The sequence below is a fragment of the Microbacterium sp. P26 genome, from assembly GCF_023712585.1.
Classification (GTDB): Bacteria; Actinomycetota; Actinomycetes; order Actinomycetales; family Microbacteriaceae; genus Microbacterium; species Microbacterium algihabitans_A.
The window spans coordinates 194,572-220,465 of record NZ_JAMAXZ010000008.1 but is presented as its reverse complement, the minus strand read 5'-3'; the positions used below and the strand labels follow the sequence as shown (position 1 = coordinate 220,465).

Genomic DNA, 25,894 nt, shown 5'->3' with positions numbered 1-25,894 from the left:
AGGATGGATGCCGTGAGCACTCCGGCATCCGAGGTCTACGTCGTCGCGGGCGAACCCCGCCAGGGCAACGCGCTGCGCTGGATCGCCACCTTCGCGCTCGGACTTCTGCACATCGACGACGATGCGCCCTCGGTGACCGAGACGGTCATCCGCCGCGTCGACGGCTCGCTCGTGAAGCGGCTGAAGCCGGGAAGCGTCGCGCACTTCGAGGTGCAGATCAGCGAGGCGACCGAGGATCTGCTCGAGATGGATGCCGTGCCCTTCGCTCGCAAGTGGATCGCGGAACCCGCCTGAGCGCGCCGTCGGGCGCCGGGTCGCGGGAGCGCGCGGTCGCGGAGAGCGCGAGACTGCATCTCGCCGACATCTCCGCTGCAGGATGACGCCCTCTTGTCAGCGAGGTGCAGTCTCGTCGTTCCTGGGTGGGGCCGGGCGCCCCACGCGCGGGTGTGCGCGGGAGAATGAACGCATGAGCCTGCGCATCACCGACGACCCGGCCGCCGACGAGCTGCTGTCGACCAATCCGCTCGCACTGCTGATCGGCATGCTGCTCGACCAGCAGGTCGCGATGGAGACCGCCTTCGCGGGGCCGCTCAAGATCCAGGAGCGCACCGGGCCGGTCGAAGCCGGGGCGATCGCCCATCAGGACACCGACGCGTTCGCCGCCGCGTTTTCGAAGTCGCCCGCCGTGCACCGCTATCCCGGGTCGATGGCGGGACGGGTGCAGGCCCTGTGCGCAGCGATCGAGGAGGACTGGGACGGCAAGGCCGAGAACCTCTGGACGCGCGACGAGCCCGACGGCAAGACCGTGCTGAAGCGCTTGAAGGACCTGCCGGGCTTCGGCGAGCAGAAGGCGAAGATCTTCCTCGCCCTGCTCGGCAAGCAACGCGGCTTCGACGGCGCCGGCTGGCGCGAGGCCTCCGCGCCCTATGGCGAAGACGGTTCGTTCCGTTCGGTGGCCGACATCGTGAGCCCCGAGTCGCTGACGAAGGTGCGCGAGCACAAACGCGCCGCGAAAGCGGCGGCGAAAGCGGCGGCGAAAGCGGCGAAGGGCTGAACCGCTCGCTCGATGAGGGTTCTCTCATCGGGCTCGCCTCGGCACCCGTCTGTTACTAGGTTGGATCGTTGTGAAGGCTCGGCCGTGAGGGGCCGGGACCGTGCGACCAAGGGTGGGGGACCATGTCGACGGATGACGAGCAGCTCTACGCGCTCCATGACGAGGTGACGCGTAAAGCAGACCAGATGAAGGTCGCGCTGAGCGTCGACGGGACGGCCGCGACCGAGGACCCGCACCGTCAGATCGCCGTGCGGTGGACCGACGGCGGTCCCGAGATCGAGATCGGAACGTTCTGGCGCACGGCGATCGCCCCCGAAGAACTCGCCACCGCGGTGCTCACGACGGTCGGCACCGCGGCCGTCGAACGCCTCAGCGCGTGGACGCAGGCTTTCGGTGCAGAGGCACCGACGGTTCCCACCCCCTCCACGCTGACGGCGACGCGCCGGGGCGGCGAGATCGACCGCCTCATCGAAGACGCCGACGGCGACGCGCTGCACCGCAACGTCAACCGGTTCCTGGAGGACTACTCGCAGCGTCTGCGCCAGAGTCTCGAAATCGTGCGGGAGCGGGCCTCACGCGCGACGACGGCGAGCGATCGCGACGGGCGCGTGCGCGTGGTGCTCGGGCCCGCAGACGACCTGCGCGAGCTCGAGTTCGACCGCGAATGGCTGCGCTCCGCTGACGGTGCGGAGGTGACCGCCGCTCTGCGCGCCGCTCTGGCGAACGCCCGGGCGACATCAGACGAGTCCACCCCGCAGGGCCTCTTCGCGGGGACACCGCTCGACGTCTATGCCACCGAGCTCGCCGACCCGGTCGAGCTCGTCCGTATGCTCACCCGGGGAGAGTGATCATGGCTGATCCGAATCAGATCGCCGTCGCCGCAGACGCGTTGCAGGACGACGCCGCCGTGTGGGACGAGGTGGGCGAGAAGTTGTCCACCGCGGCGAACGCGGTCGCGAATCTCCGCTCCACCGACGTCGTGTTCTGCTGGAAAGGCGACGCGCTCTTCGCGAGCTACGGAGCGGTCGTCGACGCGGTGAGCACCTACCTTCGCGACGGTTCCGCCACCGCGACCGCCGGCGCCACCGAGCTGCGCAACGTCCGGGAGATGTACCTCCGCAACGAGGAGGATGTTGTGAGCACGACCACCGGTCTCTGGGAAGCGCAGTACTGACAGACGGCTCCCGACACGACCGGGACAACAGGAGGATGAGCACATGACAACAGTCACCGGCGGCTCCGCCGCCCCCGAGTGGGGCGGCCTCGTCCGCGACATCGAGCGTCACCTCGAAGAGGCCCGTTCCACCGTCAACGGCATTCTGGCGAGCGTCCCCGCGGTCTTCCGCTGGGCCGCCGACGCGGTGCACGACGCCTGGAACTGGCTCATGGACCGGGCCGACGAGCTCTGGCAGGTCATCAGCGATCCGTACCGTCGCCCCGGCGACCGCGCCGAGCTGCGGTCGATGATCGGCCGGTGGCGCACGGACGCCGCGTCGGAGCTGGCCAATCTCACCCGTCGGATCGACCCGAACTCCCTCGCCACCGACGACGAGTGGGCGGGTAAGGGGGCACAGAAGTATCAGCAGGCCGTCGCCGCGCAGCGCACCACGCTCACGGGGTTCGAGTCCGCCATCTCGACCCCGGTGACCGCCTCGCTCGAGAAGCTCGCGGGCGGCCTCGACGTGTTCACGACGCTCATGTACACCACGCTCGGCACGCTCATCGGCGGGCTCATTGCCGGGATCGGGTGCCTGGCCGGCATCGTCACGGCTCCGGCGGCGATCATCACGATGGTCACCGCGATCGCCGCGGCCCTCGTGCAGATCATCAGCGCCAACGTTCAGCTCGACAACGCGATCAGCGCCGCTCAGAGCCAGATCGAAGGCATCGCCGGTCGCGCGACCGCCTGGCCCGAATTCGCGAGCGAGTGAGCGCCGACGTGCACCAGGCGACCGTCCGCTCCGCCCTCTGGCGGGGCATCATCGCCGCCCTCCTTGTACCCATCGCACTCGTGATGCTGCTCGTCGCCCTCGACGTGTGGGTCGCCTCGGTGGCCGCGCCCTTCCTCGCCCTTCCGGGGAATCTGGTCGTCGCAGCGCTATTCGCGATCGTGGCGGTGCGTTCGTTCGTTCTCGCCCGCCGGGGGGCGCAGACCGAGCGAGGCGCGTCCATGGATCGAGTGCTGGTGCTGGTCTCCCTGCTCGTCGGCGGCTTCATGCTGGTGCTGCCGGCCTTGACGGTGTTGGGCGCCCCCGGCGGAGTCGCCGTCGCGATCTACGCTGTGGCGATCACCGCGATCCTCGTCGTGCTCTGCCGCTCGAACTGGCGGACACCAGCGTCGGGGTCGGGCTCTCCCCTCGCCTCCCACCGGCCGCTCATCTGACGCTCGGCTCGACAGACGCGGCACCACGGGCGCGCCGCGCAGGCCGCGGCGAAGGAAGAGAAGGGCTGGCTCAGTCACCGCCGGCGATGTAGCTGCAGTCGACCGATCCGGCTCGTTCATCGGCGGCGACGGTGATCCCGTCGCGGAGGATCTCGCACGACACCATCGTCGTGTCGACCGAGGACTTCACGGTGATCCCGACCACCGGCTGAGAAGACTCGACCCTGATCGACCGTCCGGCGTTCCACTGATCGGTCGTGCTGTCAGCGCCGTCACGAATGGTCACGGTGACGGGGTCCGCGGAGTCGACGGTGAGTCGGTAGACCGCCGACGGGGTGAGAGCACCCGCGACGAGTACCGCCGTGACCGTGGCGGCGGGACCGACGATCGCAGGGGCCGACAGGACGAACGGAAGAGAGCCGTTTCATTTCGCGGGCGCGGATCGCCGCGCTCTGACCGCGAAGACGAGCGCCGCCGCACCCATGAGTACGGGCGCGATCAACACGGCCACGCGGGACCACGACAGCAGCAGACCCATAGTGAGCAAGATCAGAGCGGCGGCCGAGAACAGCACGCTCGCCGTCCGCAGACGGCTCGCGACAAGGGTTGGATTCTCGGACATCCTCATCCCCCTTGCAGACACGACGAGCCTAGGGGGGACGCTTCTGACTCGGCGGCCCGCCGGCTCAGCGCAGCGACCGGATCGCCAGAGCCACCGCCTTGAGCTCGCGGATGCGCCGTTCGTAGGTGGCCGCCACGAAGATGAGCACGGCTCCGGCGAGGCCGATCCAGACCCACAGCAGACCGGACGCGCTCACGTAGAGAGCCGAGATCCACGGCCACAGCTGCGCGACGGCATGCGCGATCAGCACGATGCCGGCGAGCAGCACCGGCGCCTGCCACCGCAGACGCACTCCCACCAGCAGCATCGCGAGAGCCACGACGCCGAGGGAGATGGCGCGCCACAGCGCGTTGTCGGCCGTGAAGTCGAACAGCAACGAGGGCACCAGCAGAAGGGCGATCCCGGGCCCGAGGGCCGGCCAGGTGCGCAGAGCCGGATGACGTCGAAGCGAGCGGATGCCGTGGACGACCAGCGCGACCGCGAGCGGAGCGGTGGCCGCCTCGACGGGGTCGGCGGCACCGATCGCGAACGCCCCAACGGCGAGGACCGCGGCCACCCCGAAGGTCGCCCAGAAGACGAGCGTCGCCGAGGAAGCGCGCCAGCACAGCCCGACGGCGAGCACGGCGGCGAGGGTGACGACCAGACGCAGCGAACCCTCGCCGGTCGCCGAGAGCCGGAGCACGGTGAGCACGACCGCGACCGCCGGAGCCGCGATGACGAGGGCGGTCGATACCGCCCGCGTGACATCGGGGCGACGCCGCACGAGCAGCACCGCGACGCCCAACAGGGGCACGGTGGCGACGAGCATCCAGACGTCGAAGAACGGGGTGGTGAGCTCTCGCACGGCGCGCAGGGAGGCGGCGAGGGCGAGGGCGAGTGAACCGACCGCGACGACGGGCACGACGAGCGGCGCGAGGGCGCCGCGCAGACGCAGCGCGGCGCCGAGGATCGCGACCGCCGCGACGACCACGGCGAGGGCGCGCACCAGCGACGAGTCCGCGAGCGCGGCCGAGGGCAGGAGTCCGATGGCGAGGCCCGCGGCGGCCAACGCGACGAGGACGGGCGGGAGGGGGCGAGAGCGCGACAGCAGTGCACCGGCAACCCACGCGACGGCGAGGGGCACCGTCATCCACTCGATCGGCCGCACGTCGGCACCGACGCCGACGAGGGCGACGAGGGCCGCTCCCCCGAGACCGGCACCCGCGAGCGGAACCCCCAGGACGGGCCGCGCGAGACGGAGGCAGACGACGCCGAGCGCACCCAGCAGCACGACGGCACCGACGGCGCGCACGATCGCCCCCTCACCGGCCGCGACCAGCGCGGTCTCGCCGAGCGCGAAGACGATCACCGCCGCTAGCGCGACGGCTCGCGCGAGCCTCGGCGCCCACGTCGACGGGCGGCGGGCGAGTCCCGCGGCTGCGACCAGGATCGCCGCGGCCGTGACCAGCACGACGAGGTCGGCGAAGCCGAGGGCGCCTCGACCCACGCCATGCCCGATCTGCGAGACCGTCAGCAGCACGAGCGCGAGCGCCCCGGCGGCGCCGACAGCGACGGGGAGCTCGTCGGGAGTGCGCGGCGGCCGCAGCCAGGCTCCGAGCACGAGCACGGCGACCGAGACCAGGGCGATGACGACGGCGCGGGTCAGGTCGGCGGGGTCGGCGAGAGCCGTGGGCACAAGGGCCAGCGTCGCGCCCGACGCCGCGATCACCGCGGGAGCGGCGGCCGAGCGGCCCGCGACGAGGCGCCGCGCGCGTTCGTGCCCCGCCGCGAGGGCGAGTAGGGCGACGCCGACGGGGAGCGTGTAGAGCTCGACGGGTTCGGCGTCGGCCCAGAACAGGCGCGTCCACAGGGCCGCAGCCCCGAAGACGAGCGCGAGCCAGACGAGGTGCCGACGCATCCCGCGCGCGGTGAAGAGCCCGTCGGCATCCGTCGCCCACAGCACCGCGGTCACCGCGGCCAGCAGCAGCGGAACCCAGCGGACGCCGTCGGAGGGAACGCCGACGATCGACAGCAGCACCACGATCGCCGTGCCCGCGTCGAGGAAGACGCGCACCGGTCGATCGTCGCGGAGGGCCCGCAGCGCCACCGCCGCGGCGATCACGGCGATCGCCCCGAGCACGATCGCCCGCGCGAAGGCATCCGCGTCGATGAGTCGGAGAACGGCGCCGGCGGCCGTCGCGACCAGCAGCGGGAGGAGAACCGCGGAGGCGGGGCGGGCCACGCGCCACGACCGATATGGGGGTGAGAGCACCACCGCGCACGCCGCGGCCGCGACGGCGGCGGAGGCGAGCAGCCACAGGTCGATCGCGCGGGCGGCGGGGACGATGCCGGCGATGTCGAGTCGCCAGTCTTCCGTCGCGGCGACGAAGCGCGTGAGCAGGGCGAGAGCACCCGCGACGACGATGACCGCGAGGGCCGTCAGCGCGCCGGCCTCGCGCTGCGCGGAGTCGAGACCGAGGCGCCGCGCGAGCGGGGCGACCACGATGAGCAGCGCCAGGACCGCCACCGCGAGGGCGACCGTGAAGGGAGAGGCTCCCTCGACCACCGTCCCGGTTCCGGACCGGAGCGCCGTCGGTGCGAACAGCGCGCTGACGGAGGCGAAGAGGACGACGGCGACGGTCGAGGGCACGCGCAGCGTCGGGTGCGCCCCCGCGACAGCGGCGAGCGTCCCCAGGGCGACGACCGTTGCGACGGCCCAGGCGAGAGGCGACGAGAACGACAGCAGCCACCCGGTGCCGAGTGCCAGGGTGCCGACCACCGCCGCGAGGCCGATGTCGCCGCGGCGACGCCGCAGCACGACGACAGCCGTGACCGCGATCGCGAGGTACCAGAGCACGACGAGGAGCAGCACGCGCAGCTGCGGTCCCGCGAGCAGGGCGACGGTCGCGGCCATGCCGAGCGCGAGGCCGCGACGCTCGACCCAGCCCCCGAAGATCCGCCAGACGAGGATCGCGAGGGCGACCAGCGCCACGAGGGCGATGACGGCGGCGGTGGACGTGGCATCCGGAGCATCGGCCTCGAGGGCGGATCGCCCGAAGATCGCGATGACCCACCGCAGCGGAGCACCGAACGACAGCAGCGCCCAGCCGAGGGGCACGAGAGCGGCCAGGCCGGCGGCGACGGCGGCCGACAGAGCGGCCGAGTTCAGGGTCGTGCGACCCACACCGCCGGGGCTGCGCCGGGCGGCGGCGTCGAGCACGAGCGCCACGGCGCCCGCGACGAGCACGGGCATGGTGGCCGCCAGCGTCGCATCGGCGGCGCGGGCGACGGTGCCGGCGATGCCCACGCCGAGGGCGAGCACGGCCGCGATCGCGGCCACGGGCGCGAGCCGCGCGGCCCCCTGGCGCGCGAACGACCACGCGTGGACGGCGAGGGCGAGGGCCAGGGCACCCGCGAGGATCACGGGGGTCGAGGTGTTGGCGGGGTCGACGAGCAGCGACATCGCGAGGGCGACGATCGCGCCGAGCGCGGCGAGACCGCGCACGATCGCCGTCTCGACCGTCAGCGCGATGCGAGGGCGGGCGAGCCGAGGGGCGAACGGGGCCGCGAGAGCCACGACCACCAGCACCAGTCCCCAGGCCCACCAGCCGAACGCCGCGTCGCGGGTGAGCAGGCCTGCGGCCAGCATCGCGGGACCGACGGCGAGAGCGAAGACCGCGGACGACAGCGGGGCGCGCAGGCGCGACAGACGCGCCCATCCCACGAACACGACGCCGGCGACCGTCGTCGTCGCACCCCAGTAGACGGCGGCGTCGACGTCGGCCGTCGCCCCCAGGTCGTTCGCGCGCACGGCCCACACGTCGAGGCCGACGAAGGCGATGCCGAGCAGCGCGATGCCCTCGGCGGTCGCGCCGAGTCCGCGCCGCCGCAGGATCGACGCCGTGGCGATCACGCCGGCTGTGACGAGCGCGATGACGATCGAGCGCAGCACGAGGCCGCCGTTGATCCACGCGACGGTCAGGAAGAACGCCGCAGCCACCGCGAGCAGCACGACACCGACCGAGAGCAGGAACACCTGCACGCCCGAGCGGCGGGGCCGGGCGGGCTCGGCGGCGGGGGCAGCCGCGCCGGGCGGCGGCGCGACAGGCGGTGCGACCGGCGGCGCCGGGACGGCGGCGGACGACGGCGCCGACCCGGATGCCGCGGCGACGGGCGCGGCAGCGACGGGTGGCACGGCGGCGGCCGCGGCAGCCGTCACGACGGTCGGCGGCTCCCCCACCGCGGTGGCCGCAGCGGGAAGCACGGGGTGCAGCTCCCCCGACGGAGCGGGCTCGGGCGCGGGGCCTACCTCCGGCACCAGCTCGGACGCCGGCGCGAGCGGAATCGACGGGACCGGCGACTCTACGTCCGCCAGACCCGCAGCAGCCACCGGAACAGCGTCGCGGTGGATCCGCAACAGGGCATCGGCCCGCTCGTCGACCAGCTCGACGATGCGGCGAGACAGGTCGAGCACGCGCGCGGTGCGCGCGTCGGTCAGGTCGAGCTCGCAGCGCGGGCACGGCGAGGTCGTGATGGGTGCGAAACACGACGGGCAGCGCGAGGTGTCGACGAGCGCCCCCGGCTGCGTGGGCCAGGCGATGCCCGGCAGTGCTCCCCCGTGATCGACTTCCGTCATCGTGCCCCCTCGGCGTCGGTCGTCGCCCCAGGCTAGCGAAGACCTCCGACCTGCCCGGGGGTTGTCCGCGGACCGCCATCCGCACCCACCGAAAGAGAAACCGGATGCCGCGACCTCGGGGTCACGGCATCCGGTACGTACTCCGCCGTGAACGCGGCGTGAAACGGGCGGTTAGGCCCCGCGCAGGCGCTCCGAGAGGTAGCCGTGCAGGGCGTCGAGGCCGATGCGCTCCTGACCCATGGTGTCGCGGTCGCGCACCGTCACGGCGTTGTCGTCGAGCGAGTCGAAGTCGACGGTGACGCAGTAGGGCGTGCCGATCTCGTCCTGGCGACGGTAGCGGCGGCCGATCGCTCCGGCGTCGTCGAAGTCGATGTTCCAGCCGGCCGCGCGCAGCGTGTCGGCGACCTCGCGGGCCAGCGGCGACAGGCGCTCGTTGCGCGAGAGCGGCAGCACCGCGACCTTGACGGGCGCGAGGCGCGGGTCGAGCTTGAGCACCGTGCGGGTGTCGGTGCCGCCCTTGGCGTTGGGCACCTCTTCTTCGCGGTAGGCGTCGACGAGGAAGGCCATCATCGCGCGCGTCAGACCGAACGAGGGCTCGATGACGTAGGGCGTGTACTTCTCGCCCGAGGCCTGGTCGAAGAAGGTGAGCGACTGGCCCGACGCCTCGGAGTGGCTCTTCAGGTCGTAGTCGGTGCGGTTGGCGACACCCATGAGCTCGCCCCACTCCTTGCCCGGGAAGCCGAAGCGGTACTCGACGTCGATCGTGCCGGCGGAGTAGTGCGCGCGGTCGTCTTCGGGCACGTCGAAACGCTTCATGTTCTCGGGGTCGATGCCGAGCTCGATGAACCAGTTCCAGCACGCCTCGACCCAGTGCTCGAACCACTCGTTCGCCTCGGCCGGCGGGGTGAAGTACTCGATCTCCATCTGCTCGAACTCGCGCGTGCGGAAGATGAAGTTTCCGGGGGTGATCTCGTTGCGGAAGGCCTTACCGACCTGTCCGACGCCGAACGGGGGCTTGCGACGCGACGCCGTGAGCACGTTCGAGAAGTTCACGAAGATGCCCTGCGCGGTCTCGGGGCGCAGGAAGTACAGACCCGACTCGTCGTCGACGACGCCGAGGTAGGTCTTCACCAGGCCCGAGAACGCCTTGGGCTCGGTGTACTGGCCCTTGGTGCCGCAGTTGGGGCAGGGCACGTCGGCGAGGCCGTTCTCGGCCTTGCGTCCCTTGCGGGCCTCGAAGTCTTCGATGAGGGTGTCGGCGCGGAAGCGCTTGTGGCAGTGCAGGCACTCCACGAGCGGGTCGGTGAAGGTCGCGACGTGTCCCGAGGCCTCCCACACCCGCTTGGGGAGGATGATGCTCGAGTCGAGGCCCACCATGTCGCCGCGGCCGCGCACGAAGGTCTGCCACCACTGCCGGCGGATGTTCTCTTTGAGCTCGGTGCCGAGGGGGCCGTAGTCCCACGCGGAGCGCGAACCGCCGTAGATCTCACCGGCCTGGAAGACGAATCCGCGATGGCGGGCGAGGGCGATGACCTTGTCGAGGCGGGACTGTTCGGCCACGGTGGCTCCAATGGTCGGAAAAGGTGTGGGGATCGAGCGCGAGAGCGCAGGCACCAGTTTATCGAAGCGGCCCGCGCCCGCCTGGTCGCCCGCCGGGCGTCAGCGCGTGATCCGCTCGCGGCGCACGGTGAACGCCTCCAGCGCGGCCTCGTCGATCTCGACACCGAGCCCCGCACCGGTCGGTACGCGTACGTGTCCGTCCTCGATCACGGCCGGCGCGGTCACGATGTCGCGGGTGTAGAAGCGGGCGGATGCCGAGATGTCGCCCGGCAGCGTGAATCCGGGCAGGGCCGCGAGGGCGGCGTTGGCCGCGCGGCCGATGCCGGTCTCGAGCATGCCGCCGCACCACACGGGGATGCCCGCGTCGAGCGCGCGGTCGTGGATCGCGATGGCCTCGAGGTACCCGCCGACGCGACCCGCCTTGATGTTGATGATGGCGGCGGAGCCGAGGGCCAGGGCGTCGGCGGCGGCCTTGTCGCTCACGATCGACTCGTCGAGGCAGATGGGCGTCGACAGGCGCTTCGCGAGGGTCGCGTGATCGACCAGGTCGTCTTCCTGCAGGGGCTGCTCGATGAGCAGCAGGTCGAAGCGGTCCAGTTCGGCGAGGGTGTCGGCATCCGCCAACGTGTAGGCGGAGTTGGCGTCGACCTGCAGCGGGATGCCGCCGAAGGCCGCGCGCACGGCGGCTGTGTCGTCGATGTCGCGACCGGGCTTGATCTTGATCTTTATGCGCACGTAGCCGTCGTCGAGGTAGCCGCCGACGGCGGCGACGAGCGCCTGGGGATCGCTCTGGATGCCGACCGAGACGCCCGAGGGCACCCTGTCCTTCTCGGCGCCGAGGTACGCGGCGAAGCTCCGCCCCTCGGCGCGCAGGGCCGCGTCGATCACCGCGAGCTCGAGACCGGCCTTGGCCATGCGGTGGCCGACGACGTGGTGCAGTGCTCCGGTGACCTCCTCCGGCGCGACGGTCCGACGCGCGAGCAGCGCCGGGGCGAGAAAGCGGGTCAGCACGTCCCACGCGCCCTGCGTGTACTCGCTGGAGTACGACGGTTCGGACTGCGTCACCACTTCTCCCCAGCCGCGACCGTCGGGCGTCTCGGCGGTCACGACGATCACCTCGCGCACCGTCTCGGTGCCGAACGAGGTGGTGAAGGGCGACACCAGGGGCATGTGCAGCACACGGAGTTCCACGGCTTCGAGGGTCACGGGCGCGGTGGGGCGGATCAGCGGCATGACGGCAGGCTAGCGAACGGGATCCGCGACCGTAACGCCCGCGCGCAGGCCTGGCAAGGGACCGCGACCGTCGGTGTAGCGCGCGTAGCGTCGCCCTCATGAGCGCCGACTTCACCCCCCGCCACGCGATCGTCACCGGCTCCGACTCCGGCATCGGCGCGGCCACCGCCCTCGCCCTCGCCTCCGCCGGCATCGACGTCGCCGTCACCTACCACTCCGACAAGGACGGCGCCGAAGAGACCGCCGCCGCCGTGCGTGAGCGCGGCGCGAAGGCGGTCGTCGCGCAGTTCGACGCGACCGACTTCGACGCGGTCCCGGATGCCGTGAACGCCATGGCCGACGAGCTCGGCGGTCTCGACGTGTTCGTCAACAACGCCGGAGGCGGCATCGGCGGCACCTTCCTCGACCTCGACTTCGACACCTGGCGCACCGACATCTCACTCAACCTCGACGGCGCGTTCCTCGCCCTGCACACCGCGGCCCGCCGCATGGTGACCGCGGGCAACGGCGGACGCCTCATCGTCGTGTCGAGCGTGCACGAGCACCAGCCGCGCGTCGGATCGGCCCCCTACGTCGCCGCCAAGCACGGCGTCGGCGGCCTCATCAAGACGATGGCCCTCGAGCTCGGCCAGTACGGCATCACCGCGAACGCGGTCGCGCCCGGAGAGATCGCCACCCCCATCAACGACATGTCGGCCGAAGACGCCGAGCGCATCCACCGCCCCGGCATCCCGCTGGGTCGCCCCGGAAAGCCCGAGGAGGTCGCCGACGTGATCCGCTTCCTCGCATCGCGCGAGAGCGCCTACGTCACGGGGGCCAGCTGGGTCGTCGACGGCGGAATGCTGCACATGGGCCCGCAGGCGGGCTCGCACATGGAGTCGGACGCCTGGCGTTCGGCCGGCGAGAAGGAGTGACCGCAGTGAGCGACGAGAAGAGCTTCGAAGAGAACCGTCACGACCAGCTGACCAGCGCCCCCAAGGCCACGGAGGCGGACGCCGCTCCCCGGTTCGACGTCAGCGAGCACGACGGCGTCACCCGCATCGACGTGCGCGACGACGCCGCGGTGCGCCCGGGGCCGGGCCAGGGCGACCCCGCGGCCGAGAAGGACACCCCGATCTCGGAGCAGTGACGCCCCAGGCAGTCAGAGTGCCTGACGAGCCAGGCGTGGTTGCCGTGCCGACCAAAACTGCTCGATCTCCGCTCGTGACACGGGAAGCGAGGGATCGTCTTCGACGTCGCCCATGTAGCCGAGACCGCGAACGACATTCGCGATGAGTCCGCCTGGGGCCTGGGGCTGATACTTCTCCGCCAAGAGGCGCAGCCCCTCCTCCATCGGGAGATGCTCGTCGATGACCATCAGGTCGAAGTAGTCGCGTAGAGCACCCCGGGCCTGAATCACCTCCGCACCCCGATCTCGGAGCAGTGACCCCCTCGGCTCGATAGCCTTCTCGCGAAGGTCGCGCGAGTCGAGGAGGAGTCGTGGACGCAGACGTCATCGTCGTCGGGGCGGGGCTCGCGGGTCTCGTCGCGTGTGCCGAACTGGTGCGGGCCGGCAAGAAGGTCGTGCTCCTCGACCAAGAGAACGCCGCCAACCTCGGCGGGCAGGCGTTCTGGTCGTTCGGCGGCATCTTCCTCGTCGACACCCCCATGCAGCGTCGGCTCGGCGTGCGGGACTCCTTCGACCTCGCGTGGCAGGACTGGCAGGGCTCGGCCGGCTGGGACCGCCTCGACGGCGACCACCCCGAAGACGAGTGGGCCGAGAAGTGGGGCCGCGCCTTCGTCGAGTTCGCCGCCGGCGAGGCCCGCCCGTGGCTGCACGAACAGGGCGTGAGGTTCACCCCCGTCGTCGGCTGGGCCGAACGAGGCGCCGGATCGGCCGCCGGACACGGTAACTCGGTCCCCCGCTTCCACGTGCCCTGGGGCACCGGCACCGGCATCTCGGAGCCGTTCGCCGATCGGGCACGGGAGGCGGCGGATGCCAGGGGTCTGACCCTGCGCTTCCGGCACCGCGTCGACCGGCTGGAGTTCACCGACGGTCGCGTGACGGGCGTCTCGGGTGCGGTGCTCGCCCCCGACCACAGCGCTCGTGGCGTGTCCTCCTCCCGTGACGTCGTCAGCGACTTCGCAGTGACCGCGCACGCCGTCGTCATCGCGACCGGAGGCATCGGCGGCGACCACGACCGGGTGCGCCGGTGGTGGCCCGAGCGACTGGGGATCCCGCCGAAGAAGATGGTCACCGGCGTCCCCGCGCACGTCGACGGGCGCATGCTCGACATCGCCGCCGAGCAGGGCGTGCGCCTGGTGAACCGCGACCGCATGTGGCACTACACCGAGGGGCTGCAGAACGGGGATCCCGTGTGGCCGGGGCACGGCATCCGGATCCTCCCCGGTCCCTCGTCGATGTGGCTCGACGCGCGCGGACGACGCCTGCCCGCGCCGGGGCTGCCGGGTTACGACACCCTCGGCACGCTGAAGATCCTGCGCACGACCCCCGACATCGCCGACTACGACTACTCGTGGTTCGTGCTCGACCAGACGATCGTGAAGAAAGAGTTCGCCCTCTCGGGCTCGGAGCAGAACCCCGACATCACCGGCCGCGACCTCGGCCTGCTGCTGCGCACGCGCCTCGGACGCTCCGCCCCCGGGCCCGTGGAGGCCTTCAAGGAGCACGGTGCCGACTTCGTGGTCGCCGACGACCTCTCCGAACTCGTGCGCGGCATGAACGCCCTGACCGGAGACGACCTGCTCGACGCAGACGGCATCCGGGCCCAGATCGTCGCGCGCGACAACGAGCTCGTGAACCCGTACTCGAAGGACGCCCAGACCATCGGCATCCGCAACAGCCGCCGCTTTCTCGGCGACCGCCTCTTCCGCACGGCCACCCCGCACGCCCTGCTCGATCCGAAGCACGGACCGCTCATCGCGGTGCGCCTGTGGATCGTGACGCGCAAGACGCTCGGCGGCATCCAGACCGACCTGCAGGGCAGGGCGCTGGATGCCGAGGGCCGACCGATCGAGGGCCTCTACGCCGCGGGCGAGGCGGCGGGCTTCGGCGGCGGCGGCGCGCACGGCTACAACGCGCTCGAGGGGACCTTCCTCGGGCAGTGCATCTTCACCGGCCGGACCGTCGGACGGGCACTGGCCGCCGCGCTCTAGGCCTCAGCGGAGGAGGAGGTAGCCGCGTCGGTCGAAGCCGTCGATACGGAGTCCGGATGCCAGGTGCTCGCGCATCTCGTCGCGCACGCGCACGCGCCACTCGGCCCCGGCCGCGGGGTCGCTCGCACGCAGAGCCTCGATGTCGTCGGGTACGGCGACCACCGCGACGACCTCGTCATCGGCCGGCGTCGGCAGGGGCGGCTCGGCCAGCGCCCACGACACCAGGAGCCGGTCGGACTCGTCGCCGCGATTGACCGCGTCGTCCATCTCGCCGTACTGATTGACGAGGTAGTCGGTGACGCGCGCGCCGAGCACGGCGAGGTTGAAGTGCGCGTTGCGGCCGACCAGGGGGTCGAAGGTCCACGTGACGTGGCCCACCCCGCGCTCGAGCGCCCAGTCGCGCTGGAGGATCTTGAGCTGTCGCCCGAGACCGCGACCCTGGTACTCCGGCAGCACGCCGGTGATGTGCGAGTGCATCGACCGCGCGGCGGGCGGGCCGAAGAACGCCGCCGACGCGCCGATCATGCGGTCGCCGTCGTACAGACCGACGACGTAGTTGCCCGAGTGCTCGAGCGCGCGCAGGATGTTGGCCGGCATCGTGCCCTTCTCGCCCCAGACCCGGTCGAGCACCCCGGCGGCCTCGTGGATCGCGTCGACGGTGTCGAGGGTGCGGATGTCGATCTCGCTCATGCTTTCGAGTCTCGCACCGCGGCGTTGCCCCGCGCCGTCGGCGTGGCGTCAGCGCGGTGGCGTCAGCGCGGTGGCGTCAGCGTGCCCGCGACGTGGCGGATGGTGCGCCCGCGCTCGATGACGATCGCGATCCCGCCGATGAGCCACAGCGGCACCTGCGTGAGGAACGCGATGCGGAAGGCGTCGAGCGAGTAGGTGTCGGGGCTGCCCGCACCCTGCACGTCCATCGCGATACCGATGAACAGGATGGCCAGGAGGGCCGCGAGGAACCCGCCGCCGTTGACGATGCCGGTCGCGGTGCTCAGGCGGTGGCTGGGGGTGAACGTGCGCGCGTGATCGAACGCGATCATCGACGCCGGTCCCCCGGTCGACAGCGCGAACATGAGCACGACGAGCAGCCACACGGGCGCCGGCCCGGGCCAGACGATCACGACGATCCACACGACCGCCTGGAACACCACGGTCGGCAGCACCAGCCAGCGCGAACGGCGGGTCGGATGCCGACTCGACAGCGCCCCGATCACGGGGCCGCTCAGGATGCTGAAGAGCACGAGCGAGGTCATCACGAGCGAGGCGGTGCCCGGGGACAGACCCTCGCCGGCGGTGAGGAAGGGGAAGCCCCACAGCAGCATGAACGCGGTGCCCGCGAAGGGCGTGGCGAAGTGCGACCAGAAGCCGAGGCGCGTGCCGGGGTGCGCCCACGACTCGCGGAAGCCGCGTCGCAGGTCGGGGGCCGACCGCACCACGCGCACGGCGCCGGTCTGCGTGTCGACGGAGGTGTCGACCGGATCGGATCGACGTTCGGGCGGACGATTGCGGATCACGAGGAAGGTCAGGATCGCGAACAGCACGCCGAGCCCCGCGACGCTGCCGAAGGTGACGCTCCAGCTCGTGGCGTGCAGCAGGGCCGCGAGCGGGACCACCGCGACGATCTGGCCGAGCTGGCCGATGATGCCGGTCAACTGCACGAGCACCGGCGCGCGCTGGGCCGGGAACCACGTGGCGATCACGCGCAGCACGCTCGGGAAGATCGCGGCATCGCCCGCGCCGATCAGCACACGGGCCAGGATGCCGATGCCCACGGCATCCGCGAACGCCATGACGAGCTGGCCGAGCGCCATCAGCACCATGCCGATCGCGATCATGGGGCGCGCGCCGAACCGGTCGAGCAGGAGGCCCACGGGGATCTGCATCGCGCCGTAGACGAAGAGCTGGATGACGGCGAACATCGACAGCGCCGAGGCATCCGCGCCGAACCGCACGGCCGCATCCACTCCCACCGCCGACAGCGAGGTGCGGTTGATGATCGACACGACGTAGGCGAGCACGCCGACGCCCCACAGCGTCCAGGTGCGCCACCCCGGCCGGTCGAGGTGGAGGGCGCTTGTCACGTGTTCCAGGCTATCCCCGCTCGCGACCCCCGGCGGGCGGGTGGCGGACGGCGGGTGGACCGTCAGGACAGGACGGCCGACATCTCGCGACGGACCCTTTCGAGATGGTCCCTCAAGGGCGCGCCCGTGTCGTCGCTCGCCCACTGCTCGAGGGCCATCTGCAGCAGTTCCACCGCGACCCCCGCGAGCACTCGGGCCTGCAGGGGCTCGACACCGCGGGCGCGATAGCCCTCGACCAGGGCTGCCCGCAGGTCGGCCTGCTTCTGCAGATCGCGTTCGCGCAGAGCGGGCTCCGACTCGATGAGCTCGCGCGCGGCCACGATCTCGTGACGCCGCGGCTCGAAGCGATCGGCGGAGAGGGAGAGGAACCCCGCCCAGGCGATCGCGAACGGCGGCAGGTCTGCGGGCGCGGCGGCGAGCATCTCGGCGGCGAGCCGGGGGATCTCGTCGTCGCCGAAGAACACCTCGCGCTTGTCGCCGAAGTGGCGGAAGAACGTCCTGCGCGTGACCCCGGCGCGTTCGACGATGTCGGGCACGGTCGTCGCGTCGAAGCCGCGCTCGGCGAAGAGTTCCATCGCCGCCGTGCGCAGGCGCTCTCGCGTGTCGGGTGCCCATCTGGCCATGCCGAGATCCTATGCGACGACACTCGGTGTCATCAGGTCTAGAGTGAAGACACTCCGTGTCATCACGCGAAAGGCCCCCCATGACATCGCACGCCGCCGCCCTGCTCGCCGCACCCCGTGCCGCGCTGACCCTCGGCACGCTCGACACCCCCGCGCCCGCCGCCGACGAAGTGCTCGTGCGCGTGCGCGCGGTGGCGGTCAATCCCGTCGACTGGGTCGTCCAGGGCACCAGCCGCATCACCTACCGATGGCTGCGCACCCCCGCCGTGCTCGGCTCCGACGTCGCGGGCGAGGTGGTGGCGGTCGGCGCCGCCGTCACGCGCTTCCGTGCGGGTCAGCGCGTCTTCGGGCTCGCCACCGGCACCGACCGCGGCCGCGATCCCCTCCGCGAGGGAGCGTTCCAGGAGTACACGACCCTGCTCGAGCGCCTCACCGCTCCCACGCCCGACAGCCTCTCCGACGAGGAGGCCGCCGTCTTTCCGCTGGGCCTGTCCACGGCGGCGTGCGCCCTGTTCCAAACCCCGCACCTCGGACTCCGGATGCCGGGTGACCCGGCGCCCGGCACCGCTCGAGGCGTCGTGGTGATCTGGGGCGGATCCACGAGCGTGGGCATGAACGCCATCCAACTGGCCCGCGCCGCCGGGTACGACGTCGTGACCACGGCATCCGCCCGCAACGCGGCGACCGTGCGCGACCTCGGGGCCGACGCCGTCGTCGACCACCGTTCGCCCTCCGCCGTGGCGGAGCTCGTCGAGGCTGTCGGCGGACGCCCCGTGGTCGGCGCGGTGGCCCTCGGGGCCGGTTCGACCGACGCGTGCATCGACATCCTCGCCCGCACCGGTGGGGATCGGCTGGCCATGGCGAGCACGCCGATCGCCCTCGACGCGCTGGTCGGTCGCCGCCGCCTGTTTCCCGCGATGCTGCCGGTCTTCACGCGCATCGGGCTCGGCACGCTGCGCTCGACGCTGCGCGCCCGCCGTCGCGGCATCCGCGCGAACTTCGTCTGGGGCAGCAGCCTGCGCGACGACGAGATGGGACCGCGCCTGTGGGGTGAGGTCGTCCCACGCCTGCTCGCCGAGGGCTCTTTACGCCCCGCGCCCGCCCCGCTCGTCGTCGGCGACGGCCTCGACGCCGTGCAGGGCGCCCTCGACCGGCAGCGCGCGGGCGTCTCGGCGCAGAAGATCGTCGTGCGCCTCTGATTCCTGCCGGTGTCGGGCTGTGGCGGGGCGGCAGACGTGGCCCCGGGGTGACAGACGTGGCCCCGGGGCCACGAACGACGCCCCGGACCGACGCCGCGCGTGGTCGGCGACGCCACCCGCGCGCGGAATAATGGTCCGATGGTCTCCGCGAGCCCCCACCTGCAGCCCGATCACGCCTGTCTCATCGTGCATGGCAGTGACACCCCCGGCATCATCGCCGCGGTCTCGGCGCTGATCGCGCGCCAGGGCGGCAACATCGTCGCCTTCGACCAGTACTCCGACGACCCGCGCGGCGGGGCGTACTTCCAGCGCGTGGTGTTCCACCGCCCCGACCTCTCGGCCGCGTTCCCCGAGATCGAGGCCGACCTCGCGAAGACCCTCGGCGACGGCTTCGAGCTCGAGTGGACGCTCACCGACCTCTCGACGCCCAAGCGCATGGCGATCCTCGCCTCGAAGCAGGATCACTGCCTGCTCGACCTGCTGTGGCGTCATCGTCGTGGCGACCTCCCCGTCAGCATCCCGATGGTCGTGTCGAACCACACCACGGCCGCTGAAGACGTGCGCTCGTTCGGCGTGCCCTTCTTCCACGTGCCGTCGACGCCGGGGCCCGACAAGTCGGCATCCGAGGCCCGCATCCTCGAGCTGCTGGTCGGCAACGTCGACTTCATCGTGCTCGCGCGCTACATGCAGATCCTCTCGCCGGAGTTCCTCGAGAAGATCGGGGTGCCGGTGATCAACATCCACCACTCGTTCCTGCCGGCCTTCATCGGCGCGGAGCCCTACAAGAAGGCGAAGCAGCGCGGTGTGAAGCTCATCGGGGCGACCTCGCACTACGTCACGAGCGACCTCGACGAGGGTCCGATCATCGAGCAGGACACGGTCCGCGTGACCCACGCCGATTCCTCGGCCGAGCTCGCCCGCCGCGGCGCCGACGTCGAGCGCCAGGTGCTCTCGCGCGCCGTGCTGTGGCACGCCGAAGACCGCGTGATCCGCCACGGCAACCACACGATCGTCTTCTAGATCCCGGATGCCGGGACCCCGGCCGATCCGCCCGGCTCGACGCCCGCGCGGGCGGCCGCGGCGGCACCCCCGCATCGCGAGACTGCATCTCGCTGACATGTGCGTTGCAACCTGCAACGGTTTCGTCAGCGAGATGCAGTCTCGGCGCCACAGTGGGGCGCGAGACGCCTGCGCGAAGCGACGGGGCTACTCCGGATCGCTCGCGCGACTGAGCGGACCCGTGCCGCCGCGCGGCGGCTGCTTGCGCTGATCCGACAGCTCGCCGCCCTGGCGGCCGCCGTAGGGGCGTCCGTGATCGGCGAACTCCGCGCGGAAGTACGCCAGGCGCCAGTCGCCCAGCTCGATGCGCGCGCCGGTGCGCAGGATGCGTCCGCCGCGGCCGCGGCCGGGGCCCTGCTCGCGCGCTCCGCCGCCGCCGACCTCGTCGAAGCCGTAGAGCACGTACTCGTCGTCGCCCTCGTGCCGGATCTCGGCGTGCAGGGGGGCGAGCCCCGGCAGCTGCAGATCCACGTCGCTGCCCGAGCCGATGGTCGTCTTCGTCGGCAGCAGGTCGAACTCGCGCGGACGCGAGCCGTCCCAGCTCGAATCGCCCACCGCGAAGATGAGGCGGGGCCTGCCCGACCCGGGCGTGTAGTGCGTCGTGGTGATGCGTCGGCGCACCGTGCGGTTGATCGTGGGCACGAGCGGCAGCGGGGTCTCGGGCGGAATCGGGAAGGTCAGCGCCTGGCCCTTGTTGCGCCGGGTCATCAGCGGCGCCACTGCCGAGACCGACCCGAGTCGGATGTGCTTCGACCCCGTGATGACCCGCTGCAGCGGATTGCTCTTGACCTCGCCGAGCTGCAGGATCGGGCCGTCGGGACCCTCCAGCTGCACGGAGATGCCGCGGGATGCCAGCGCGTCGGCCACCGTCGACAGCTCGGCGAGCGTGCGTCGACCGTTGCCGGGCAGACGCGAGGGATCGCTCACGACGATGCGGATCTCGCTCCCCGCGGCCGTGATCGTCCCCTCGAACGGCGGGAGGTCGGCATCGGCCCCCTGCTCGGTCTCGGTGAAGGCGAGGTCGATGTCGAGGCGCACCATGACGGCGCCGCCCCTCAGTTGCCGCGGTACGGGTCGGACCCGGCCGCGGTGTCGTCGCTCGTGGTGACGCGCAGCGTGCCGTTGAGCTTCCACGTGGCGCGGGGGGCGTCGGGACCGATGTCGCGCGGCACCTCGACGGTCATGTCGACGAAGGAGTAGTTGACCGCGGCGCCGCGGCCGGTGAGGTACGACCACATCTCGCGACCGAGGTCGGTCCAGTCGGTGATCGAGTGGCCCTCGGGGCCGCTGTTGTTCGCGAACGGGTCGCTGGTGGGAGTGGTGTCGGACATGGCTTCGGTCCCTTTCTCGGTCAGAGGACCACCAGGGTCCCAGCGACAGAGGGCCGCACAGGAGGGATTGCGTTCGCACGCGGGAAGGGGGAACATTTCGCCGACCCCCAAAGACTCGTTTGACGGTCGCCACCGGTCCGGGCCACGATGTCCGGATGTCGCGAATCGACGAGCTGCGCGCCACGGCGCACCCCCTGCGGCTCCGCCTGCTCTCCCTGCTCACGGGTGCCGCCCTCAGCGCCGCCGAGGCGGGACGCGAACTCGGCGTCTCTCAAGCGTCCGCGAGCTACCACCTGCGCGTGCTGGAGCGGGCGGGGCTGGTCCGTGTCGTCGAGGTCGTGCGACTGCGCGGCGGCGAGGCGAAACGTTACCGCCACGAATCGTCGTCGCGGCGGTACGACCCCGACGCCCCTCTCGGCGAACGCTCCCCCGCGAGCGAGGAGGAGTACGTCGAGGCACTGATCGACGAACTCCGTCGGCGCGCACGCGCGCGCATCGACGGCCCGGCGATCTCGACCGACGCCGAGCTGTGGATCGAGCCCGCGGTGTGGCGACGCATCGTGCAGCACGTCGGCGAGGCCTCCGCACTGCTGCACGCCGCGGCCCGCCCGCCGCGCACCCCGGGCACGCAGCCCGTCTCGATGACGGCCGCCCTCTTCCCCGTGAAGCGGACGCGATGAGGGGTCCGCTGTCATTCGCTCCGTTCCGCTGGTTGTTGGCCGCCCGCACGACCGCCATCGTCGGCAATGCCGTCGCCCCCATCGCCCTCGCCTTCGCGGTTCTCGATCTCACCGGCTCGGCCGCCGACCTTGGACTCGTGGTAGCGGCCCGCTCGGTCGCGAACGTCGCGATGCTCCTGTTCGGCGGGGTCATCGCCGACCGGCTGCCGCGCGGCGCCGTGCTCGTCGGCTCGTCGCTGGCGGCGGCGGCGACCCAGGGGACGATCGCCGCCCTCGTGCTCACCGGCACCGCCGGCATCCCGATCCTCGTGCTGCTCGGGGTCGTGAACGGCGCCGTCTCGGCTGTGAGCCTGCCCGCTGCAGCGGCGCTCGTGCCCGACACCGTTCCCGCGACCGAGCTGCGCCCTGCCAACGCGCTGCTGCGCCTCGGCGTGAACGGCGGCAGCATCGTGGGCGCCTCGGTCGGCGCCGTCGTCGTCGCCGCGGTCGGGCCCGGCTGGGGTCTCGCGATCGATGCGGCGGCCTTCGCGGTCGCGGCGCTGCTGTTCGCGCGCCTTCGTCTTCCGGAGCGGGCGGATGCCGCCTCCCCCGGCGAGACCGTCTCGGTGTGGAGCGATCTGCGCGTCGGGTGGCGGGAGTTCGCGAGCCGCCGCTGGGTCTGGATCGTCGTGCTGCAGTTCGCCGTGCTGAACGCCGCCTTCGTCGGTGCGACGACCGTGCTCGGTCCCCTCGTCGCCGACGAGACCTTCGGGCGGGCCGGGTGGGGTCTCGTCATCGCGGCGCAGACCGCGGGCCTCGCGCTCGGCGCGCTGCTCGCCCTGCGATGGCGGCCGCGGCGTGCCCTCGGCATCGGCGTCGCCGGCATGGCATCCGTGGGTCTTCCGGTGATCATGCTGGCGCTGCAGCCGACGCTCGCGGTGCTCGTCTTGGCGTTCGCGGTCGGCGGGCTCGCGATCGAGCTCTTCGCGATCGCGTGGGATCAGTCGCTGCAGACGCACGTGCCCCGCGAGACACTGTCGCGGGTGTACTCGTACGACATGGTCGGCTCGTTCGTCGCGGTGCCGCTCGGGGAGGTGCTCGTGGGGCCGCTCGCGCACGCCGTCGGAACACCTCCGGTGCTGCTGGGATGCGCGGCGGTCATCGTGCTGGCCTCGATGGCCGCGTCGTGCTCGCGCAGCGTGTGGCGCGTGCGCACCACGTGAGCGTCAGTACACGTACTCCATGAGCTCGACGCCCAGCACGCGGAAGGCGTCGTGCGCGCGCAGGCGATGCGCGATCGAGAGGTCGTCGAAGTTGACGATCAGGGCGTAGGCCACCCCGGCCCGCGGCCCGCCGAGCACCCCCGCCTCGGCGCGCACGCCGGGCGCGCGGCCGGTCTTGTTGATGAACAGCAGCCCGTGCTGGTCGTTCTCGTGCGCGAACGGATCGAGCCCGGTCGCGGATGCCACGAGCGAGAGGTCGTGGTTCAGGCTCAGCCACTCGGCGACCTGGGCGCTCACCCCCGGCGAGACGATCGTCGAGTTCACGAGCCCCGCGAAGACCTGGGCCATCTCGCGCGCCGTCGACAACGCGAGGTGCGGGGCGTCGTCGGGTCCGCGGTCGTCACGGAAGCGGTCGAGAAGCGCTGTGCGGCGCAGCCCCAGCTGCTCGACGCGGGCCCGCACCGACTGCAGGCCGACGCGGTGCAGCAGCGCGTTGACGGCGAGGGCATCGCCCGAAGATGCGGCGAGCATCGCCACATCGGTCAGCGGCAGCGCGGGCGCCTTGAGGTGCTGCCACAGGCCGCCGTGCGCGGCCGGCTGCACGGCGGCGCGGTCGATGATCTCGAGGGCGTCGAGGCGCCCCGACTCGAACGCGGCCGCCGTCTCGATGAGCAGGGGAACGACCCCGAGACCCCCGACGGGCAGGGTGAGGAAGTCATCGCCCGCGAGCACCTGAGACCCGCCGTCGAGGTCGTCGATGCGCACCGACACCCGGGCTCCCGACGAGGCCAGCTCGTCGAGCGAGCGCAGGGTCGCCGTGAACGACCGGCGCCCCGCGGCCGCGCGCCGCGGCAGACGCTTGGGCCCCTTGCGTCCGGCCCCACGGAGGGCCGGGGCGTCGCGTCGCGACGACTCCACCGGCCCCCCGATGGGATCGGGCAGGGCGGGCTCGGGAACCGGGGGCATGCCCACGAGCGTGGCTCCTTCCGCGTCAGGAGAACAACAAACGCGACCTCACCAGATGGTGACGCGCTGGTCGGCGTCGAGCCACAGGGCATCGCCCTCGGTGACGTCGAACGCCGCGTAGAACGCGTCGATGTTACGCACGATCTGGTTGCAGCGGAACTCGTTCGGCGAGTGCGGGTCGATCGTCAGCAGACGGATCGTCTCGGCGTCGCGGCCCTTCTGCTGCCAGATCTGCGCCCAGCTCAACAGCAGTCGCTGGATGCCGGTGTAGCCGTCGACGACCGGACCGTCAGGCTCGGTCTCGCCCGACTCCTGGAGGAACAGCCGGTACGCCGCGATCGCGATGCCCAGCCCGCCCAGGTCGCCGATGTTCTCGCCGATGGTCAGGGCGCCGTTGACGTGGTGCTCTTCCGAGAGACCCTGGGGAACGAGCGCCTCGTACTGGGCGATCAGCGCCTTGGTGCGCTCTTCGAACGCCGAACGGTCGGCATCCGTCCACCAGTCGCGCAGCGACCCGTCCGCGTCGAAGCGACTGCCCTGGTCGTCGAACCCGTGACCGATCTCGTGCCCGATGACCGCGCCGATGCCCCCGAAGTTGGCGGCGGCGTCGCGGTCGGCGTCGAAGAACGGGTACTGCAGGATCGCCGCGGGGAAGACGATCTCGTTCATGAGCGGGTTGTAGTACGCGTTGACCGTCTGCGGGGTCATGTACCACTCGTCGCGGTCGATCGGCTGGCCGACCTTGGCGAGCTGGCGGTCGTGCTCCCACACGTGCGCGCGGCGGACGTTGCCGATGAGGTCGTCAGCGGTGATCTCGAGGTCGGCGTAGTCCTTCCAGCGGACGGGGTAGCCGATCTTCGGCACGAAGGTGTCGAGCTTGGCGAGGGCGCGCTGACGCGTCTCATCCGTCATCCAGGCCAGCTCGCCGATCGAGCGGCGGTACGCCTCGATCAGGTTCGCCACCAGGAGGTCCATGGCGTCCTTGGCATCGGGACGGAAGTGACGCTCGACGTAGACCTTGCCGATCGCCTCGCCCAGCGCCGCCTCGGCGAGGCTCACTCCGCGCTTCCAACGCTCGCGGTTGACCGGCACGCCGGTGAGCTGCGTGCCGTAGAACGCGAAATTCTCGGCGACGAACGCCTCGGAGAGGAACGCCGCTCCCGCGTGCACGATCTTGAAACGCAGCCACGCCTTCCAGGCGTCGAGACGCTCCTCGACGAGAAGGCCGCCGAGCGACTCGATGAAGCTCGGCTGGTAGACGACGACCTCGGCGAGCGCGTCTTCGTGCCCGGGCGCGACCCCCGCGCGCCACGGCTCGAGGTCGACGCCCGCGAGCGCGACCGTGTCGTCCCACGACTTCAGGTTGTACGTCTTGATCGAGTCGCGGCTGTCTTCGCGCGACCAATGGTGCGCCGCGAGGTCGGTCTCGAGGCCGAAGACGAGATCGGCGGATGCCGCGGCCTCGGCGACACCGGCGAGCTCGAGGATGCGCTCGATGTGCCCGCGGTAGGCGGTGCGGGTGTCGGCGAAGTTGTCGAGGCGGTAGTAGCTCTCGTCGGGCAGCGAGATGCCGCCCTGGTAGACGACGGGCACGTAGCGCGTCGGGTCGCCCGGATCGGGCTCGACGAACAGCGTCACCAGGCCGCTGATGCCGTCGCGCTCGAGCTCGCCGATGAGCCGGAGGAGCGAGGGGATGTCGGTCACGCCGTCGACGCGGTCGAGCTGCGGCTGCAGGGGGGCGGCACCCTCGGCCTCGATGCGCTCGGTGTCCATGAAGCTCGCGAACAGGTCGCCGATCTTGCGGGCTTCGCTGCCCTCCTCGGCGTCCTGCGACTCCTCGACGATGGTGCGCACGTCGGCCTCGGCCTGCTCGGCGATGAGGTGGAACGAGCCCCAGCGGGCCTTGTCGTCGGGGATCTCGGTTCGCTCCAGCCAGCGGCCGTTCACGTGGCGGAACAGGTCGTCCTGCGGGCGGATCTCGTCGCTGAGCTCGTCGAGCGCGAGACCGGAACGGGGGGTGTCGGTCATGCACACAGGATAAGTGCCCCGCATCCATGGCGGCTCGGAACGCGCGCGGTGCGCGGCGGGTGAGGCGGAGCCGGCGGTGTCGGAGGCCCGCCCTAGGCTCGG

26 protein-coding genes are annotated in these 25,894 nt (G+C 71.7%); 13 read left to right on the top strand and 13 right to left on the bottom strand.

Going from position 1 to position 25,894, the window contains the following annotated elements; genetic code table 11:
• Positions 1–12 precede the first annotated feature (12 nt).
• From M3667_RS15430 to M3667_RS15405, 6 genes are all read left to right on the top strand, one after another.
• A complete protein-coding gene (locus M3667_RS15430) occupies positions 13–294 on the top strand; it encodes a hypothetical protein (protein ID WP_251509343.1) in 282 nt (93 codons plus the stop codon).
• A gap of 172 nt (positions 295–466) precedes the next feature.
• The gene (locus tag M3667_RS15425) at positions 467–1,054 is read left to right on the top strand and encodes an HhH-GPD-type base excision DNA repair protein (protein WP_251509341.1); all 588 of its coding nucleotides are present in this window, start codon (positions 467–469) and stop codon (positions 1,052–1,054) included.
• A gap of 122 nt (positions 1,055–1,176) precedes the next feature.
• Positions 1,177–1,902, top strand: coding sequence for a hypothetical protein (locus M3667_RS15420; protein WP_251509339.1), 726 nt, complete (start codon positions 1,177–1,179; stop codon positions 1,900–1,902).
• A 2-nt stretch (positions 1,903–1,904) separates the two neighbouring features.
• A complete protein-coding gene (locus M3667_RS15415) occupies positions 1,905–2,228 on the top strand; it encodes a hypothetical protein (protein ID WP_251509337.1) in 324 nt (107 codons plus the stop codon).
• A gap of 43 nt (positions 2,229–2,271) precedes the next feature.
• Positions 2,272–2,985 carry a hypothetical protein gene (locus M3667_RS15410; RefSeq protein WP_251509335.1) on the top strand — a complete coding sequence of 238 codons (714 nt, stop codon included), beginning with the start codon at positions 2,272–2,274 and terminating at the stop codon, positions 2,983–2,985.
• A complete protein-coding gene (locus M3667_RS15405) occupies positions 2,982–3,437 on the top strand; it encodes a hypothetical protein (protein WP_251509333.1) in 456 nt (151 codons plus the stop codon). The genes M3667_RS15410 and M3667_RS15405 overlap by 4 nt, the downstream gene beginning before the upstream one ends.
• Before the next feature lie 70 nt (positions 3,438–3,507).
• Here M3667_RS15405 and M3667_RS15400 read toward each other — a convergent pair whose 3' ends face one another.
• The 5 genes from M3667_RS15400 to menC form a co-directional block, all read right to left on the bottom strand.
• Positions 3,508–3,723, bottom strand: a complete 216-nt coding sequence (locus tag M3667_RS15400) for a hypothetical protein (protein WP_251509331.1) — start codon at positions 3,721–3,723, stop codon at positions 3,508–3,510.
• A gap of 138 nt (positions 3,724–3,861) precedes the next feature.
• A complete protein-coding gene (locus M3667_RS15395) occupies positions 3,862–4,059 on the bottom strand; it encodes a hypothetical protein (RefSeq protein WP_251509329.1) in 198 nt (65 codons plus the stop codon).
• 64 nt (positions 4,060–4,123) lie between these two features.
• Positions 4,124–8,674: an SCO7613 C-terminal domain-containing membrane protein gene (locus M3667_RS15390; RefSeq protein ID WP_251509327.1), complete on the bottom strand. Its 4,551-nt coding sequence runs from the start codon at positions 8,672–8,674 to the stop codon at positions 4,124–4,126.
• A gap of 171 nt (positions 8,675–8,845) precedes the next feature.
• Entirely contained in the window at positions 8,846–10,234 is a 1,389-nt protein-coding gene (locus M3667_RS15385; protein WP_251509325.1) for a glycine--tRNA ligase, read from the bottom strand.
• A gap of 99 nt (positions 10,235–10,333) precedes the next feature.
• Positions 10,334–11,467 carry an o-succinylbenzoate synthase gene (gene menC / locus M3667_RS15380; RefSeq protein WP_251509322.1) on the bottom strand — a complete coding sequence of 378 codons (1,134 nt, stop codon included), beginning with the start codon at positions 11,465–11,467 and terminating at the stop codon, positions 10,334–10,336.
• A gap of 98 nt (positions 11,468–11,565) precedes the next feature.
• Between menC and M3667_RS15375 the strand changes: the two genes are divergently transcribed.
• A complete protein-coding gene (locus M3667_RS15375) occupies positions 11,566–12,381 on the top strand; it encodes an SDR family oxidoreductase (protein WP_251509320.1) in 816 nt (271 codons plus the stop codon).
• 5 nt (positions 12,382–12,386) lie between these two features.
• Positions 12,387–12,596: a multidrug transporter gene (locus M3667_RS15370; protein ID WP_251509318.1), complete on the top strand. Its 210-nt coding sequence runs from the start codon at positions 12,387–12,389 to the stop codon at positions 12,594–12,596.
• A gap of 12 nt (positions 12,597–12,608) precedes the next feature.
• Here the strand turns inward: M3667_RS15370 and M3667_RS15365 are convergent, their stop codons facing one another.
• Positions 12,609–12,866 (bottom strand): hypothetical protein, encoded by a 258-nt coding sequence (locus M3667_RS15365; protein WP_251509316.1) that lies wholly within the window; start codon positions 12,864–12,866, stop codon positions 12,609–12,611.
• 80 nt (positions 12,867–12,946) lie between these two features.
• Between M3667_RS15365 and M3667_RS15360 the strand changes: the two genes are divergently transcribed.
• Complete coding sequence (locus tag M3667_RS15360; protein WP_251509314.1) at positions 12,947–14,623, top strand: FAD-binding dehydrogenase; 1,677 nt, start codon at positions 12,947–12,949, stop codon at positions 14,621–14,623.
• 3 nt (positions 14,624–14,626) lie between these two features.
• Here M3667_RS15360 and M3667_RS15355 read toward each other — a convergent pair whose 3' ends face one another.
• The 3 genes from M3667_RS15355 to M3667_RS15345 all read right to left on the bottom strand — a co-directional run bounded on the left by M3667_RS15355 (position 14,627) and on the right by M3667_RS15345 (position 17,327).
• Positions 14,627–15,313 carry a GNAT family N-acetyltransferase gene (locus M3667_RS15355; protein WP_251509312.1) on the bottom strand — a complete coding sequence of 229 codons (687 nt, stop codon included), beginning with the start codon at positions 15,311–15,313 and terminating at the stop codon, positions 14,627–14,629.
• Between the two features lie 62 nt (positions 15,314–15,375).
• Positions 15,376–16,704 carry a nitrate/nitrite transporter gene (locus tag M3667_RS15350; RefSeq protein WP_251509309.1) on the bottom strand — a complete coding sequence of 443 codons (1,329 nt, stop codon included), beginning with the start codon at positions 16,702–16,704 and terminating at the stop codon, positions 15,376–15,378.
• Between the two features lie 62 nt (positions 16,705–16,766).
• On the bottom strand, positions 16,767–17,327 hold the full coding sequence (locus M3667_RS15345; RefSeq protein WP_251509307.1) for a TetR/AcrR family transcriptional regulator: 561 nt from the start codon (positions 17,325–17,327) through the stop codon (positions 16,767–16,769).
• Positions 17,328–17,407: 80 nt separating this feature from the next.
• On the opposite strand from M3667_RS15345, the gene M3667_RS15340 reads away from it, so the two are divergent.
• Complete coding sequence (locus tag M3667_RS15340) at positions 17,408–18,526, top strand: zinc-binding alcohol dehydrogenase family protein (RefSeq protein WP_251509305.1); 1,119 nt, start codon at positions 17,408–17,410, stop codon at positions 18,524–18,526.
• Positions 18,527–18,664: 138 nt separating this feature from the next.
• On the top strand, positions 18,665–19,546 hold the full coding sequence (purU, locus tag M3667_RS15335) for a formyltetrahydrofolate deformylase (protein ID WP_074694650.1): 882 nt from the start codon (positions 18,665–18,667) through the stop codon (positions 19,544–19,546).
• A 186-nt stretch (positions 19,547–19,732) separates the two neighbouring features.
• Here purU and M3667_RS15330 read toward each other — a convergent pair whose 3' ends face one another.
• Together M3667_RS15330 and M3667_RS15325 are read right to left on the bottom strand one after the other, a co-directional pair.
• Entirely contained in the window at positions 19,733–20,626 is an 894-nt protein-coding gene (locus M3667_RS15330) for an FHA domain-containing protein (protein WP_251509303.1), read from the bottom strand.
• Positions 20,627–20,640: 14 nt separating this feature from the next.
• Positions 20,641–20,916: a hypothetical protein gene (locus M3667_RS15325; RefSeq protein WP_251509301.1), complete on the bottom strand. Its 276-nt coding sequence runs from the start codon at positions 20,914–20,916 to the stop codon at positions 20,641–20,643.
• Between the two features lie 155 nt (positions 20,917–21,071).
• On the opposite strand from M3667_RS15325, the gene M3667_RS15320 reads away from it, so the two are divergent.
• Positions 21,072–21,596 (top strand): helix-turn-helix domain-containing protein, encoded by a 525-nt coding sequence (locus M3667_RS15320; RefSeq protein ID WP_251509299.1) that lies wholly within the window; start codon positions 21,072–21,074, stop codon positions 21,594–21,596.
• The gene (locus tag M3667_RS15315; RefSeq protein ID WP_251509297.1) at positions 21,593–22,798 is read left to right on the top strand and encodes an MFS transporter; all 1,206 of its coding nucleotides are present in this window, start codon (positions 21,593–21,595) and stop codon (positions 22,796–22,798) included. The genes M3667_RS15320 and M3667_RS15315 overlap by 4 nt, the downstream gene beginning before the upstream one ends.
• Positions 22,799–22,801: 3 nt before the next feature.
• On the opposite strand, the gene M3667_RS15310 is transcribed toward M3667_RS15315, so the two are convergent.
• Both M3667_RS15310 and M3667_RS15305 read right to left on the bottom strand, forming a co-directional pair.
• Positions 22,802–23,764 (bottom strand): serine hydrolase, encoded by a 963-nt coding sequence (locus tag M3667_RS15310; protein ID WP_251509398.1) that lies wholly within the window; start codon positions 23,762–23,764, stop codon positions 22,802–22,804.
• 48 nt (positions 23,765–23,812) lie between these two features.
• Positions 23,813–25,792 carry a M13 family metallopeptidase gene (locus M3667_RS15305; protein ID WP_251509294.1) on the bottom strand — a complete coding sequence of 660 codons (1,980 nt, stop codon included), beginning with the start codon at positions 25,790–25,792 and terminating at the stop codon, positions 23,813–23,815.
• Positions 25,793–25,894 lie beyond the last annotated feature (102 nt).